Below are 14,554 nucleotides of genomic sequence, written 5' to 3' on the forward strand. Positions count from 1 at the left end.
GAGACGGAGACGCCTTCCCCATGCCCCTGTCCCGCACCCCCCGATCCCCCGCGCGGCTCGCCACGGCGGCCGCGGTCCTCCTGTTGGCGCCCCTCGCCCCGTTGGCCCACGCGCAGTCGGCCGCCGCCGACACCGTGGAGGGACGGGTCACCGTCACCCAGACCGAGAACTCCCGCTGGCCCAGCGGCTACCAGGCCCAGATCACCATCACCAACGGCACCGACGCGCCGCTGGCGGACTGGGCCATCGAGTTCGCGCTCCCCGAGGGGGCGAAGGTCCACCAGATGTGGAACGCCACCCTGGAAACGGACGCCGACGGCTACACCGTCACCCCGCCGCGCTGGGGCGCCACCGTCCCCGCGGGGGGAAGCTACACCTTCGGCTACAACGGCGCCTTCTCCGGCGGCGAGACCGCCTTCACCACCTGCACCGTCAACGGCGCCCCCTGTGACGGCGGGCCCGGCGAACCGGAGGAACCCGAGTACCGCCAGGTCGGCTACTTCACCCAATGGGGCGCGGCCGACCGCGGCTACCTGGTCAAGGACCTCGCCGAGAGCGGGCAGGCCGAACGCCTCACCCACATCAACTACGCCTTCGCCAACCTCGACGAGGACGGGCGCTGCTTCATCACCGACGAGGACGGCCAGGGTGACGCCTACGCCGACTACGGCCAGACCTACGGCGCCGCCGACTCCGTCGACGGCGTGGCCGACGACCCCGACCAGCCGCTGCGCGGCACCTTCAACCAGCTCCGCAAACTGAAGGAGGCCAACCCCGGCCTGCGGGTCAACATCGCGATCGGCGGCTGGGCCTGGTCGGACCACTTCTCCACCGCCGCGCTGCCGGAGAACCGCGAGGCCGCCGTCAAGTCGTGCATCGACCTGTACCTGCGCGGCGACCTGCCCGAGCTCAACGGTGCCGGTGGCGAGGGCGCGGCGGCCGGCCTGTTCGACGGCATCGACCTCGACTGGGAGTGGCCCGGCACCGAGGGCGAGCCCGGCAACATCATCCGCCCCGAGGACAAGGAGAACTTCACCGGCCTCGTGCAGGAGTTCCGCGACCAGCTCGACGAGCTGGAGCGTGAGGAGGGGCGCGAGTTCGGCCTGACCGCGTTCGTCCCCGCCAACACCGGGGCCATCGACGCCGGCTACGAGGTGGACAAGCTGGTCGAGGAGTTCGACTTCCTCAACGTGCAGGGCTACGACTTCTCCGGCGCCTGGGACCGCACCGCCGGACACCAGTCCAACGTCCGGGTGCCCGAGGGCGACCCCGCGGCGACCCCGCGCAGCTACGAGACCGTCATCCAGGCCTACCTGGACCGCGGTGCCGAGCCCGAGGACCTGGTCATGGGCGTTCCCTTCTACGGGCGCGGCTGGACCGGCGTGGAACCCGGCCCGCAGGGCAACGGCCTGTGGGGCGCCGCCCAGGGAGGCGCGCCCGGCGTGTGGGAACCCGGCTTCAACGACTACAAGGTCCTCAAGGAGTTCGTCGGACAGGACGGATTCGAGCTGTACCGCGACGACCACGCCGGGACCGCCTGGCTGTACAACGGCACCGACTTCTGGAACTTCGACGACCCGACGGCCATCGCGCAGAAGGCCGCCTGGGTGCGGGAGAAGGGCCTGTCGGGGATCATGACCTGGTCCCTGGACGGTGACGACGAGCAGGGCAGCCTGGTCCGCGCCTTCGACGGCGAGCTGAACGGACGCGGCTGACCACACGTCCCCGAGACGACAGGGGGAGGCGGCGCGGACGCGCCGCCTCCCCCTCCGCGTCCGCGCCGCCCCTCGACGCGCCGGGCTCAGCCCTGCGCCGCGCCCGGTTCCCCGCCCTTGGTCTCGGCGACGAAGCGGCGCACGAAGAGGAACGACAGCAGCGCCATCCCCGCGTAGACCAGGTAGGTACCGACAGGCTCCACTCCCGCAGCCCCGGGAAGGAGACCGAGACCAGCCAGTCGGCGATCCACCGCACCGCCGTCGCCGCTCCCAGCGCCGCGGACCTGATCGAGATCGGGAACACCTCCCCCAGGAGCACCCACAGGATGGCGCCCCAGGAGGCGGCGTAGCAGAACACGAACAGGTCGACCGACACCAACGCGACGACGCCCCAGCCCCCCGGCGGGGACACCGCCCCGTCCGCCGACCGCGCGTGCGCGAACGCCCAGGCCGTCACCAGCAGCGCGGCGGCGACGCCCAGGGACCCGGCCATCAGCAGTGGCCGGCGCCCCAACCGGTCGATCAGGAGCAGCGCCACCACCGTGCCGGCGATGTTGACGAACGAGGTCACCAGCGACATGGACAGCGACCGCGCCTCACCGAACCCGACCGAATGCCACAGCGACGTCGAGTAGGAGAAGACCGCGTTGATGCCGACGAACTGTTGGAGGGCCGCGAAGACGACGCCCACCCACACGATCGGCAGCAGACCGGCGGAACCCAGGAGGTCACGCAGACGGGGCCGGGGCGCCGCGCCCCGTTCCCGCCGGATCCTCTCGACCTCCCTCCCCAGCCGCCGCAGACTCCGGCGCGCCCGGTCCAGGCGTCCCGTTCCGGCGAGGAAACGCGGCGATTCGGGAAGGGACAGGCTCAGCACGTAGTACAGGACCGCCGGCACCAGGCCCAGAGCGGGCATCCACCGCCAGGCCGGGAACGGTCCCAGCTCATCGCCCGCGCTGCCGCCCGCCGCCGTGACCGGCAGCAGGTTGACGACCTGTGACACGGTGATCCCCACGACGACCGCCATCTGCTGGAGCGAGGCCATGCGCCCCCGCAGCCGTGGCGGGGCGATCTCGGCGATGTAGGCCGACGTGACGACCGAGGCCACCCCGATCGCGGCCCCCGCCAGGACCCGAAACCCTCACAGCACCGCCGGGGAGGGCGCCGACGCCGCGCCCGCGGCGCCGAGCACGTAGAGTCCCGCGGCCGGCCACATGCCCCGGATCCGGCCGACGTGGTCGGCGATCCGGCCGGAGAAGGCCGCCCCCACGCCGACGGCGCCGGGACCGGCGCCGAAAGTCCCCCCGATCGCGTCCACCGCGCCGTCGACCACCGAGTTGTCGTAACCGAAGACGAACCCGCCCTTGGACGCCGCCGCCGCGTAGTACCAGAGCCGCGCCTCGCCGCCGCGCGCACTCCCCGTTGCCGCCATCGTGCCCTCCCCCGGCGAGCCGACGCTCCCGAGGACATCATCGCCACCGGCGGGCACGCCGCGACGGCGCGGCACGGCGCCCCCGGCTCAGGGGGCGGGTCAGGCCAGGGAGGCGAGCAGCTCGTCGGCTGCGGTGTAGGGGTCGAGGCGTCCCGCGGCGACCCGCGCGCCGAGCTGGTCGAGGTCGGCCCGCCCGTCGAGGTCGCCCGTGCGGGACCGCAACTCGGCGAGGACGATCCCGACGATCTCCTCCCGCGCCCTGGCCCGCCGGCGACGGTCGCCCTCGCCGCTGTCGTCGAGGTAGCGGGCGTGCAGGTCGAGCCGCTCCACCAGCTCATCGACCCCCTTGCCCTCGGCCGCGACCGTGCTGACGACCGGAGGACGCCATCCGCCGGGTTCCAAGGCGGCCTGGGCCGTCATCTGACGCAGGTCGCGCACCGTGGCGCGGGCCCCGTCACGGTCGGCCTTGTTGACGACGAGGAGGTCGGCGATCTCCAGGACGCCGGCCTTGGCCGCCTGGATGCCGTCGCCCATCCCGGGGGCGAGCAGGACCACCGTGGTGTCGGCGTGCGCGGCGATGTCCACCTCGGCCTGGCCGACCCCGACCGTCTCGACCAGGATCGTGTCGTAGCCGGCCGCGTCCAAAACCCGCAGGGCGTGCGGGGTCGCCCAGGACAGTCCGCCCAGGTGCCCTCTGCTGGCCATGGAGCGGATGAACACACCCGCGTCCCCGGCGTGCTCCTGCATGCGCACCCGGTCGCCGAGCAACGCGCCCCCGGTGAAGGGCGAGGAGGGATCGACCGCCAGGACCCCCACGGTCTCCCCTCGGGCGCGCAACGCGGTGACGAGGGCGCTGGTCGAGGTGGACTTGCCGACACCCGGCGCGCCGGTCAACCCGATGACCCTGGCCCGACCGCCGTGCGGCGCCAGCCGGGCCATGATCTCCCGCAGGGCCGGGGAGGCGTTCTCGACCAGGGTGATCGCCCGCGCGACGGCACGCCGGTCCCGGCGCAGCGCGCGGTCGACGAGCTCACCGACATCCATGGGTTCCTCCAGCCAGGTCGGACGGCCCCTCGCGGCCGGTGCCGCGGATCCGATCGGACCCGCGACACCGGATGACGGAAAGGGACCTCAGGACGCGGGAACGCGCAGCAGCAGCGCGTCGCCCTGGCCGCCACCGCCGCACAGCGCGGCGGCGCCCAGTCCGCCACCACGCCGGCGCAGTTCGTGGGCCAGGTGCACGACGATGCGGGCCCCGGAGACACCGATGGGGTGGCCCAGCGCGATCGCGCCGCCGTTGACGTTGACGATCTCCTCGGAGACGCCGAGGTCGCGCATCGACTGCACGGCGACGCTGGCGAACGCCTCGTTGATCTCGATGAGGTCGAGGGCGGAGACGTCGAGCCCCGCCTTGCCCACGGCGTGCCGGATCGCGTTGGAGGGCTGCGACTGCAACGAGTTGTCCGGGCCGGCGACGTTGCCGTGGGCGCCGATCTCGGCGAGGACGTCGCACCCGAGTTCCTCGGCCTTGGCCCGGCTCATGACGACGACCGCGCACGCGCCGTCGGAGATCTGGGAGGAGGAACCGGCCGTGATCGTGCCCTCGGGGGCGAAGGCCGGGCGCAGCCGGGCCAGCGCCTCCTCGGTGGTGTCGGCGCGCACCCCCTCGTCCTGGGCGAAGATCCGCGGCTCGCCCTTGCGCTGCGGGATCTCCACCGGCACGATCTCCGCGTCGAAGCGGCCGTCCTTGATCGCCGCCGCGGCGCGCTGGTGGGAGCGGGCCGCGAACGCGTCCTGCTCCGCGCGGGTGATTCCCAGCCGGGTGTTGTGCCGTTCGGTGGAGGCGCCCATCGAGTCGCCGTCGAAGGCGTCGGTGAGGCCGTCGTGCGCCGTGGCGTCGAGGACCTCGATCGAACCGTACTTGTAGCCGTGGCGGGCCTTGGGCAGCAGGTGGGGCGCGTTGGTCATGGACTCCATGCCACCGGCGACGACGACGTCGAACTCGCCCGCGGCGATGAGCTGGTCGGCGAGCGCGATCGCGTCGAGCCCCGACAGGCACACCTTGTTGATGGTCAACGAGGGCACGTTCATCGGGACGCCCGCCTTGACCGCGGCCTGGCGGGAGGGGATCTGCCCCTGACCGGCCTGGAGGACCTGGCCCATGATCACGTAGTCGACCCGATCCCCGCCGATCCCGGCGCGCTCCAGCGCGGCCTTGATGGCGATCGCCCCCAGGTCGACCGCGGAGAAGCCGGCCAGCGACCCGAGCAGCCGCCCGATGGGGGTACGAGCTCCGCTGACGATGACAGAACCGGGCATGGGCGAGCCTCCATAATGTGCGTCACACCTGATCTGACACCATACATACACGCCGTTCGCCCATCGCCGGGAGGTCGAAGACCGTGTTCACCCGCATCGACCATGTCGGAATCGCCTGCCGTGACCTCGACGCCGCCGTCGCCTTCTACCGCCGCACCTACGGCTTCGAGGTGACGCACGAGGAGGTCAACGAGGAGCAGGGCGTGCGCGAGGCGATGCTCCGGGTCAACGGCACCGACGACGGTGGCGCCACCTACCTCCAGCTGCTCGAACCGATCCGCGAGGACTCGCCGGTGGCCCGCTTCCTCGACAGGAACGGCGAGGGGGTGCACCACGTCGCGTTCGGCACCTCCGACGTCGCGGGCGCCGCCGCGGCGGTGGGCGACCGGGGGGTGCGGGTGCTCGACGAGCGACCGCGGCACGGTTCGATGGGGTCCTCGATCGTGTTCCTGCACCCGAAGGACTGCGGTGGGGTGCTCACCGAGCTGGTACAGGCCGCGGGGAGCGACGACGCGGGTGAGAGCGAGGGGACGCAGGGTACGGCGGTGTAACTCAACCGTCACTTTTTCCGTTTCCGCACGTCCGCCCCCTCTCCTGGGGGAGACGGTCATGACTTCTCCCCCAACGCCCCCTTCCGTGCGCATCAGGGCTTGATAAAGTCTGCTAGTCGCCATGTCCCGTCATGGACTGAAGCGACCTCTGTCCCTCGCCGGTTCAGATTGATACGCCTTCGGGTCGGCGACGGCCACGTCCACACCTGGGATTCACCTCCATCCCCCCAATGGAGTGAACTTCACCATGCGAATCGACCTCCCGGAGTACGCTCCCAGGCAGTGCCCCCCGGAATGAGGCGTGTTCGACCGGCCTCGCCCGGACGCCGTGACGCCCGCTCCCCGACTCGAAACGCAACATCCGTCAATGTAGCCGTCTCGTCACCGTTCAGGATTCCGCCACATGTCGTCCGATATTGACGCCCAGCTCAGCAACTTCTTCGAGGAAAGCAACCAGCCTCCCGAGTTCGACGTGGTCCTGCGCGGCTTCGATCGGGCCCAGGTCGAAACCTACATCGCGCAGCTCAAGAGCGACCTCCACCGCTCCAAGGAAGAGATCCAAAAGCACCGCAAGGAGCTGAGCGAGGCCCGGAGCCAGCTTCAGGAGCAGGAGCGTCCCACCTACTCCGGTCTGGGCGCGCGCATCGAGCAGCTTCTCCGCCTCGCCGAGGAGCAGGCCACCGAACTCGTGCAGGGCGCGCGGGCCGAGTCCAACGACATCAAGGCCGCGGCCAAGATCGAGGCCGCCGAGATGCGCGCCGCCGCGGAGAACGAGGCCACCGAGCTGCGGACGACCGCGCAGCGCGAGGCCGATGAGATGCGCACGTCGGCCGAGAGCGAGGCCGACGACATCCGCACGGCGGCCCGCCGCGAGGCCGACGAGCTGGCCTCCACCACCGAGCGCGAGGTCCAGAAGAAGCGTTCGGCCGTCGACCACGAGATCGCCGAGAAGCGCGCCACCTTCGAGGGCGAGATCGCCAAGCTGCGCACGACCACCGAGCGCGAGTGCGCTCAGGCCCGCGCCTCGGCCAAGCGCGAGCGCGACGAGACCCTGCAGGCCGCCAAGCGCCAGGCCGACGAGCTCCGCGCCCAGGCTCAGCGCCTGCTGGAGGAGAGCGAGGCCAAGCGCGCCCAGGACGAGGCCGAGTTCGAGATCCAGCTCGCCAACCGTCGCGAGGAGGCCGAGCGGCAGGACGCCGAGCGCCTCGCCGCCGCCCAGGCCGCCACCCAGAAGCTGGTGGCCGAGGCCGAGGAGCGCGCCGCCAGCGCCGAGCAGCGGGCCACCAAGGCCAGCGCGCAGGCCGAGCAGACCCGCCGCGACGCCGAGCAGCACGCCAAGCAGCTCGTCGCCAACGCCAAGAAGAACGCCGAGCAGATCAGCAGCGAGGCCAAGTCCAAGGCCGAGCACCTGGTCAGCGACGCCAAGTCCGAGGCCGACCGCATCCTGACGGCCGCCCGCCAGCAGGTCGACGAGCTCACCCGCCAGCGCGACAGCATCCAGTCGCACCTGGCCCAGCTGCGGCAGCTTCTCGGTGGCGGTGGCGGCGCCGACTTCGCGGCGATGCCCGCCGCCCCGGCCGCCCCGCCGGTCGCCGCGGCGCCGGTCGAGGAGCCCGTCGCGATCGAGGCCAAGGCCGACTCCCAGCAGGCCAACGGGCACAAGCAGACCGTGCCCGGCAAGCCCAAGGGCTCCGACGACGAGGACTGGTGGCAGGAGTAGCGCCTCCGGCGCCACGCCGAATCCACGAGCGGGGGCGGGCCCGGTTCCCTCGAACCGGGCCCGCCCCCGCCGCGTCACCGGGGCCGTGGAGTCACAGCACGTCCTTGGTGTACTCGCCGTCCCACTCGGTGGGCAGCGGGTACGCCTTCGGCGCGACCCTGCGGACCACCTCGTCGAGCACGGTCCGCACGTAGGGCTCGCCGACCCACAGGTGCTTGGCTCCGGGGACCCCGACGACCTCGGCCTGCGGGATGCGGGCGAAGCGCGCCCGCGCCTCCTCCGGGCGCAGGTAGTCATCGAACTCCGGCACGAGCGCGACCACCGGTTTGCCCGACTGTGCCCAGACGTCCATGTCGGCGTCGCCCGCGCGGTGCAGCGGCGGTGACAGCAGGATGGCGCCCTCCACCTCGGGGTCGCAGCCCCACTTGAGCGCGAGCTCGGTGCCGAAGGACCATCCCAGCAGCCAGGGGCGGGGCAGCCCCTCGAACTCGACGTACTCGATCGCGGCGGCGACGTCGTGCCGCTCGGTCTCGCCCTCGCCGAACGTCCCCTCGCTGGTGCCGTGCCGCGACGTCGTGCCGCGCGTGTTGAACCGCAGTACCGCGATGTCGGCCAGGGCCGGCAGCCGGAAGGACGCCTTGCGCAGGACGTGGCTGTCCATCATGCCTTCGGCGGTGGGCAGCGGGTGCAGGCACACCAGCGTCGCCACGGGGTCGGACTCGGGGGGCAGGGCCAGTTCCCCGATGAGTCGCAGCCCGTCGGCGGTGTGCAGGGTGATGGGGCTGCGGCGGGCCGGCAGGATCGTGCTCGCGCGGATCTCCATGGGTCCTTCCGGGGGCGAGGTCCGCGGCGGATCAGCGCCGCGGATAGCGAACGGTGCGGTGGGTGCGCCGGTCCCAGCAGGAGGAGTGCCAGTGTCGGCGGTCCTCCCCGTTGCCGTAGGGCCGCCAGGCGACGACGTGCGCCATACCGGGCGGGATCTCCTGGTGGCATCCCGGGCAGCGGTAGACCTTGAGGGCCGCGGCGCCGCTGATCCGCCGTAGCGCCCATTCGCCGTCGGGACCGGTCTCCCGGCGTTCACCACCGGTGATGCGCAGGATGAGGGATTCCGAGGCCTCGGGACTGTGCTGAGGGCGGCCTTCCCTACGGCGGGGGACATTGCGACGCGGGCTCACGTTTCCAGGGTAGGAGAACCGGGCGACCAGGCCGAACCGGTGCCCCGAGGAGGAGCCGGGCCGCGCGGGCCCGGACGGGCCCGCGCGGCGGGAGGCTCAGCGCAGCGTCTGACGCCCCTGCGCGACCAGGGCGGCCAGCAGCGACGACGCGGGGACCGCCCCCGGCGCGAGCTCGGGGTGGACCTTCGCCAGCGTCTCGGCCACGGAGGCGACCCCACGCTCGTCGAGCATCTCGATCGGCCCCGTGGGGTAGCCGCACCCGAACCGCATGGCGGTGTCGACGTCGTCGGCCGTGGCGTACCCCGAGCCGACCATGCGCAGCGCGTCATCGATGTGCGGGGCCAGCAGCAGGTCGGCCAGTTCCGGGGTGCCGGGGGGCGTGGGGAGCCTGGCGCTGTCCCCGACCGGCTGGACGGCGGTCTCGCGCGCGTCGGAGTGGACGTAGAAACCGCGTCCGGTCTTGCGGCCGAGCAGACCGGCCGCGACCATGCGGCGCAACAGCGGGGCCGCGGCGTAACGCGGGGTGCGGAACTCCTCCCACAGCACGTCCATCACGGCCAGGCAGACGTCGAGGCCGACGAGGTCCAGCAGGGCCAGCGGTCCCATCGGCAGTTTCGCGGCCTCGACGATCGCCGCGTCGATCTCCTCCCGGGAGGCGACGCCACGTTCGTAGAGCAGGACCGCGTGGTTGAGGTAGGGCACGAGCAGGGCGTTGGCGACGAACCCCGCCCGGTCGCCGACCGCGACCGGGGTCTTGCCCAAGCGCTTGGCCATCTCGGTGGCGACCTCGGCGACCCCCGGCTCGGTGACGACCGTGGTGACCACCTCGATCAGACGCATCACCGGTGCCGGGTTGAAGAAGTGCAGGCCGACGACCTTGCCCGGCCGGTTGGTCAGCGCGGCGATCTCGGTGACCGCCAGCGAGGAGGTGTTCGTCGCCAGGATCGCGCCCGGCGGGCAGATCCGATCCAGATCGACGAAGACGTCCCGTTTGATGTTGATCCGCTCTGGAACCGCCTCGATCGCGAAGTCCGCGTTTGCAAGGTCCTCCCGTGACGTGGAGAAGGTGACGCGCTCCAGGATGCCCGCGCGCTCCTCCTCGGACAGCTTGCCCTTGTCCACGGCCTTGGCCAGCGACCGCTCCAGATGCGCGCGACCACGCTTCAGTGCGGTGTCGTCGACCTCGACCCCGGTGACCGCGAAACCCGCTCGGGCGACCACCTCGACGATGCCGGCGCCCATGGTCCCAAGCCCGACTACTCCCACCTTGTGGATCTCCTGCACCATGGGGCCAACCCTAGAGGGTGCCCGTCGCGCCATCCGTGCTCGGGGCCTTGGGACGCGCCGCGCGCCCCCTCGGCCGATCCGGCCGTCGCGGGGACAGCGCGCCCTTCGGGACGCCACCATGGCGCAATGCGCATCGGAGTCCTCCTCCTGGCCGCCGGTTTCCCGGGGCAGGACCACCATTCGATATTGGAAAGAACCGTCGCGACGGCCGTCGCGGCTGAAGCTGCCGGATTCGACACGGTCTGGTACGCGGAGCACCATTTCATGTCCTACGGCGTGTGCCCCTCGGCGATCACGCTGGCCGGTTTCACGCTCGGACGGACCCGGCGCATCGGGGTCGGCACCGCGGTGAGCGTGCTGAGCACCTGGCATCCGGTGGCCCTCGCCGAACAGGCCAACCTGCTCGACGTGGTGTCCGACGGCCGTTTCCGCCTCGGCGTGGGCCGGGGCGGGCCGTGGGTGGACCTGGAGGTGTTCGGCACCGGGCTGGAGCGCTACGAACGCGGTTTCCCCGAGGCCCTGGAGGTGCTGACCCGGGCCATGGCCGGTGGGCGGACCCGCGCGGACGGCGCGACCTTCGGGTTCCGCGAGGTCGAGATCGTGCCCGCGCCACGCACCCGCCCGCACCTGCCGGTCGTCGCCTCGACATCGCGGACGAGCCTGGAACTCGCGGCGCGCCTGGGCCTGCCGGTCCTGCTCGGCCTGCACCAGGGGTACCGGGAACAGGGATCGATGGCCGCCACGCACGCGCGGCTGGCGCGCGCGGCGGGACACGCCCCTCCGGGTCCCGTCGTGACCGGTCTCGCCCATGTCGACGACTCCCGTGACGCGGCCCGCGCGACGTTGCTGGAGACATTGCCGAAATGGCTGGAACCCGGGTTGGCCGACTATGTCCCCGTGGACGGACGGCCGCGCGCCCGACGCGACGCGCACGCCTACGCCCGTTTCCTGTGCGACACCCACGCGGTGGGCTCGCCCGGGGAGTGCGCCGAGCGGCTGGTGGAACAGGCCCGCGCGACCCGTGCCGCCGAGCTGATCCTCATGGTGGAGGGGGCCGGTGAGCCCAGGGCCGTGCTGGACAACGTGGCCCGGCTGGGGGCCGAGGTGCTGCCGTTGGTGCGCAAGGCCCTGGGCTGACCGGCGCTGGTGGGATCCCGGCCGCGTGTGGCGATGCCGCGGCCGGGGGCACTCAGCAGTCGACGAGTTCCGGCGACTGGTTGAGCAGTTGTGAGCGAGGCGTCACGAACTCCTGGTAGGCGGCGTCGGCCTCCGGCTTGAACAGGGCGACCTTGTGGCAGTTCTGGAAGGCGAGCCGCATCCCGAAGTGACGTTCCACCGCGCCGCGCATGGCGTCGCTGGCCAGCAGGCGCAGCAGCTGGCCGCGCTCCGTCTCGCCGGGCGGCGGAACCTCGTTGGCCTCGTAGTCGGTGTCGGTGGCGCGCACGCGCTCGGCGAGTCCGCTGACCACCCCCCAGGCGTACGGCAGGGATTCCTGGATGCAGGCGATGAAGTCGGTGTCGTCGACCGGACCCCGCTGGGCCTTCTCCAGCAGTTCCGGTGAAACCGTCAGCGACATGAGAGTCCCTTCCCACAGTGACAGGTCGCCGCGGGGGAAGAAGCAGGGCGATCGCCACCCTTGTACCCCCACGTGCCTGTTGTGACGTTAGATCCCGTTGCGCACCGCGTCACGGGACGGGAGGGTCAGAGATGACTACCCTCCACGCCATATGAAAATAGTTTTCATTTTCGTTTCTGTCGCGGAAACCGGGAAATCCACCGCTTCCTCGAACCTCACACGGCCGCGTCACGCCTCCCACGCGAATCCGGCCGACACGGTCCACCGATACCGGTAGCGTGACCTTCCGTGCGTCTTGTCATTGCCCGTTGCAGCGTCGACTACGTGGGCCGGTTGACCGCCCACCTCCCCATGGCCCCTCGGCTCATCCTCATGAAGGCCGACGGATCGGTCTCCATCCACGCCGACGACCGCGCCTTCAAACCGTTGAACTGGATGAACCCCCCGTGCACGGTGCGCGAGTCGGCGAACGAGGACGGCACCGCGATCTGGACGGTCACCCACGGCAAGTCCGGGGAGAAACTGGTGCTGACGATCGAGGAGATCCAGCACGACAGCTCCCACGAGCTGGGCGTGGACCCGGGCCTGCAGAAGGACGGCGTCGAGGCACACCTCCAGGAGCTCCTGGCCGAGCACATCACCACCCTCGGCGAGGGCTACACGCTGATCCGCCGCGAGTTCCCCACCGCGATCGGCCCGGTGGACATCCTGTGCCGTGACGCCGACGGCGCGACCGTCGCCGTGGAGATCAAACGGCGCGGCGAGATCGACGGGGTCGAACAGCTCACCCGCTACCTGGAACTCCTCAACCGCGACCCCACTCTCAAGCCCGTGCGCGGGGTCTTCGCCGCCCAGGAGATCAGACCGCAGGCCCGTGTCCTGGCCACCGACCGCGGGATCTCGTGCGTCACCCTCGACTACGACGCCCTGCGCGGCATCGAACCGGACACCCCCCGCCTGTTCTGACCCCGCACCACGCCCCAACCGACACCGGACGGCGCCTCCACGGACTCCACGGGGAATCCCGGCGAAAATCCTCAATCAGACCACACTTCACGTCACCGGGGTAAGAGTCTGGCTGATTGCGGCAATCGCCGGGGCGACTCCTTGATCAGTGCCATCGCCGGGTGACAAGCTGCACCCGACCTCGCACCGTTCGCGCCCACCGCATCACCCCCGGTGAGTGGGTGCCCCCTCAGGAGGACGATCGTGCGCACCCCAACAGGCCGATCCCCGCGTCCCGTCTCCCGGGCGAGGCGGCGGGCCGCCACCGGCGTCGCCGTCATCGCGGCGTTCGCCCTGGGCATGGCCCCCGCGGCCCACAGCGCCCACGCCGCCGGTGGGGAACTCCCCCACCTGGTCAAGACGGGCGCCATCCGGGCCCACATGGAGAACCTTCAGACCATCGCCGACTACAACGGCGGCAACCGGGCCCACGGGACCCCGGGCTACGACGTGGCCGCCAAGTACGTCATGGACCAGCTCAAGCGGGCCGGGTACAAACCGGTGAAGAACACCTACGAGTTCGACCGCTGGGTCGAGAACTCGCCCTCGGTCCTGGCCCAGACGGCGCCCGAGGCCCGGGAGTTCGTCAATGACGAGGACTTCCGCACCATGTCCTACTCCGGGGCCGGCGACGTGACCGCGCCGGCCGTCCCGGTGGCCGCGGACAGCTCCGCGAGCGGCTGCTCCGCCGACGACTTCGCCGGGTTCCCGGCCGGCGCCATCGCCGTCGTCAAGCGCGGCACCTGCGCCTTCTCGGAGAAGACCGCCAACGCCGCCGCCGCGGGCGCGGTGGGGGTCGTGGTCTTCAACCACGGCGCGACCTCCGACCCGGCCGACACCGGACCGATCAACGGCACGGTGAGCACGCTCTCGGAGATCCCGGTGGTCGGTACCACGCCCGAGGTGGGTGCCGCGCTGGTGGCCGCCGGCGAGGGCCTGGAGGTGCACCTGAAGGTCGACTCCGAGGTGCGCACCGAGTCCTCCTACAACATCATCGCCGAGACCAAGGGCGGGGCCAAGGACAACGTGGTCGTCGTCGGCGCCCACCTCGACAGCGTTCCCGAGGGCGCGGGCATCAACGACAACGCCAGCGGTGTCGCCGCCATCCTGGAGGTCGCCAAGCAGCTCCCCAAGCTCGGCACGCCCGAGAACAAGGTGCGCTTCGCCTTCTGGGGGACCGAGGAGGAGGGCCTGATCGGCTCGACCGAGTACGTCGAGGGGCTCAGCCAGGCCGAGCGGGACAAGATCGCGCTCTACCTGAACTTCGACATGATCGGTTCGCCGAACTTCGGCCGCTTCGTCTACGACGGTCGCGGTGAGCTGGAGGGGTCGACGACGCCGCCGTCGGGGTCGGGCGCCATCCAGAAGATGTTCGAGGACTACTTCAGCGGTCGCGGCCTGGTGAGTGAGCCGACCGAGTTCAGCGGGCGTTCGGACTACCAGGCGTTCATGCTGGCGGGCATCCCCTCGGGTGGCCTGTTCAGCGGGGGCGACTCGATCAAGACCGAGGAGCAGGTCGAGTACTACGGCGGTACCGCGGGCGAGTTCTTCGACGCGAACTACCACACCCCCGCCGACGACATCACCAACATCAACTGGGACAGCGTCGACCAGTTCTCCGACGCCATCGCCCACTCGGTGGAGACCTACTCCGAGAGCACGCTGCCGGTCAACGGCGTGCTGCGGACGATGCGGGCCCAGGAGGCCCCCACGTTCGACCGGTCGGCCGACCTCTGGCTGCGCTGACCTGACATCATCACGGCCGGTGCCCGCG

General features: G+C 71.5%; 14 protein-coding genes. 6 read left to right on the top strand and 8 right to left on the bottom strand.

What is annotated here, in order from left to right:
- Window positions 1-20: 20 nt before the first annotated feature.
- Entirely contained in the window at window positions 21-1,715 is a 1,695-nt protein-coding gene (locus tag B5D66_RS10105) for a glycosyl hydrolase family 18 protein (RefSeq protein WP_078761428.1), read from the top strand.
- On the opposite strand, the gene B5D66_RS10110 is transcribed toward B5D66_RS10105, so the two are convergent.
- The 4 genes from B5D66_RS10110 to B5D66_RS10120 form a co-directional block, all read right to left on the bottom strand.
- The gene (locus B5D66_RS10110) at window positions 1,633-2,823 is read right to left on the bottom strand and encodes an MFS transporter (protein ID WP_327308276.1); all 1,191 of its coding nucleotides are present in this window, start codon (window positions 2,821-2,823) and stop codon (window positions 1,633-1,635) included. The two genes, B5D66_RS10105 and B5D66_RS10110, sit on opposite strands and share 83 nt — an antisense overlap.
- A gap of 33 nt (window positions 2,824-2,856) precedes the next feature.
- A complete protein-coding gene (locus tag B5D66_RS26460) occupies window positions 2,857-3,147 on the bottom strand; it encodes a hypothetical protein (RefSeq protein ID WP_327308278.1) in 291 nt (96 codons plus the stop codon).
- A 99-nt stretch (window positions 3,148-3,246) separates the two neighbouring features.
- Window positions 3,247-4,191 (bottom strand): methylmalonyl Co-A mutase-associated GTPase MeaB, encoded by a 945-nt coding sequence (meaB, locus tag B5D66_RS10115; RefSeq protein ID WP_078761429.1) that lies wholly within the window; start codon window positions 4,189-4,191, stop codon window positions 3,247-3,249.
- 87 nt (window positions 4,192-4,278) lie between these two features.
- The gene (locus B5D66_RS10120) at window positions 4,279-5,466 is read right to left on the bottom strand and encodes an acetyl-CoA C-acetyltransferase (RefSeq protein WP_078761430.1); all 1,188 of its coding nucleotides are present in this window, start codon (window positions 5,464-5,466) and stop codon (window positions 4,279-4,281) included.
- Between the two features lie 83 nt (window positions 5,467-5,549).
- Between B5D66_RS10120 and mce the strand changes: the two genes are divergently transcribed.
- On the top strand, window positions 5,550-6,017 hold the full coding sequence (mce, locus tag B5D66_RS10125) for a methylmalonyl-CoA epimerase (protein WP_078761431.1): 468 nt from the start codon (window positions 5,550-5,552) through the stop codon (window positions 6,015-6,017).
- 403 nt (window positions 6,018-6,420) lie between these two features.
- On the top strand, window positions 6,421-7,737 hold the full coding sequence (locus B5D66_RS10130; protein ID WP_078761432.1) for a DivIVA domain-containing protein: 1,317 nt from the start codon (window positions 6,421-6,423) through the stop codon (window positions 7,735-7,737).
- Between the two features lie 91 nt (window positions 7,738-7,828).
- Here B5D66_RS10130 and B5D66_RS10135 read toward each other — a convergent pair whose 3' ends face one another.
- The 3 genes from B5D66_RS10135 to B5D66_RS10145 all read right to left on the bottom strand — a co-directional run bounded on the left by B5D66_RS10135 (window position 7,829) and on the right by B5D66_RS10145 (window position 10,199).
- Window positions 7,829-8,560: an alpha/beta hydrolase gene (locus tag B5D66_RS10135; protein ID WP_078761433.1), complete on the bottom strand. Its 732-nt coding sequence runs from the start codon at window positions 8,558-8,560 to the stop codon at window positions 7,829-7,831.
- Window positions 8,561-8,591: 31 nt separating this feature from the next.
- Window positions 8,592-8,912 carry an ATP/GTP-binding protein gene (locus B5D66_RS10140; protein WP_200813604.1) on the bottom strand — a complete coding sequence of 107 codons (321 nt, stop codon included), beginning with the start codon at window positions 8,910-8,912 and terminating at the stop codon, window positions 8,592-8,594.
- Between the two features lie 96 nt (window positions 8,913-9,008).
- The gene (locus B5D66_RS10145; protein ID WP_078761434.1) at window positions 9,009-10,199 is read right to left on the bottom strand and encodes a 3-hydroxyacyl-CoA dehydrogenase; all 1,191 of its coding nucleotides are present in this window, start codon (window positions 10,197-10,199) and stop codon (window positions 9,009-9,011) included.
- A gap of 126 nt (window positions 10,200-10,325) precedes the next feature.
- On the opposite strand from B5D66_RS10145, the gene B5D66_RS10150 reads away from it, so the two are divergent.
- Window positions 10,326-11,336, top strand: a complete 1,011-nt coding sequence (locus B5D66_RS10150; RefSeq protein ID WP_078761435.1) for an LLM class flavin-dependent oxidoreductase — start codon at window positions 10,326-10,328, stop codon at window positions 11,334-11,336.
- A gap of 52 nt (window positions 11,337-11,388) precedes the next feature.
- Here B5D66_RS10150 and B5D66_RS10155 read toward each other — a convergent pair whose 3' ends face one another.
- Window positions 11,389-11,775: an SCO5389 family protein gene (locus B5D66_RS10155; RefSeq protein ID WP_078761436.1), complete on the bottom strand. Its 387-nt coding sequence runs from the start codon at window positions 11,773-11,775 to the stop codon at window positions 11,389-11,391.
- A gap of 288 nt (window positions 11,776-12,063) precedes the next feature.
- Here B5D66_RS10155 and nucS point away from each other — a divergent pair, with 288 nt between their 5' ends.
- On the top strand, window positions 12,064-12,741 hold the full coding sequence (gene nucS, locus B5D66_RS10160) for an endonuclease NucS (RefSeq protein WP_078761437.1): 678 nt from the start codon (window positions 12,064-12,066) through the stop codon (window positions 12,739-12,741).
- Window positions 12,742-12,984: 243 nt separating this feature from the next.
- Window positions 12,985-14,526 (top strand): M20/M25/M40 family metallo-hydrolase, encoded by a 1,542-nt coding sequence (locus B5D66_RS10165; protein ID WP_394330048.1) that lies wholly within the window; start codon window positions 12,985-12,987, stop codon window positions 14,524-14,526.
- Window positions 14,527-14,554: the final 28 nt, after the last annotated feature.

The sequence above is a fragment of the Marinactinospora thermotolerans DSM 45154 genome (genome assembly GCF_900167435.1).
GTDB lineage: Bacteria > Actinomycetota > Actinomycetes > Streptosporangiales > Streptosporangiaceae > Marinactinospora > Marinactinospora thermotolerans.

Bases quoted from the DNA above. Each gene is read 5' to 3' on its own strand.
- B5D66_RS10130 (WP_078761432.1), top strand. From the start codon at position 6,421: ATGTCGTCCGATATTGACGCCCAGCTCAGCAACTTCTTCGAGGAAAGC.
- B5D66_RS26460 (WP_327308278.1), bottom strand. From the start codon at position 3,147: ATGGCGGCAACGGGGAGTGCGCGCGGCGGCGAGGCGCGGCTCTGGTAC.
- B5D66_RS10135 (WP_078761433.1), bottom strand. From the start codon at position 8,560: ATGGAGATCCGCGCGAGCACGATCCTGCCGGCCCGCCGCAGCCCCATC.
- B5D66_RS10105 (WP_078761428.1), top strand. From the start codon at position 21: ATGCCCCTGTCCCGCACCCCCCGATCCCCCGCGCGGCTCGCCACGGCG.
- meaB (WP_078761429.1), bottom strand. From the start codon at position 4,191: ATGGATGTCGGTGAGCTCGTCGACCGCGCGCTGCGCCGGGACCGGCGT.
- B5D66_RS10150 (WP_078761435.1), top strand. From the start codon at position 10,326: ATGCGCATCGGAGTCCTCCTCCTGGCCGCCGGTTTCCCGGGGCAGGAC.
- B5D66_RS10155 (WP_078761436.1), bottom strand. From the start codon at position 11,775: ATGTCGCTGACGGTTTCACCGGAACTGCTGGAGAAGGCCCAGCGGGGT.
- B5D66_RS10120 (WP_078761430.1), bottom strand. From the start codon at position 5,466: ATGCCCGGTTCTGTCATCGTCAGCGGAGCTCGTACCCCCATCGGGCGG.
- B5D66_RS10145 (WP_078761434.1), bottom strand. From the start codon at position 10,199: ATGGTGCAGGAGATCCACAAGGTGGGAGTAGTCGGGCTTGGGACCATG.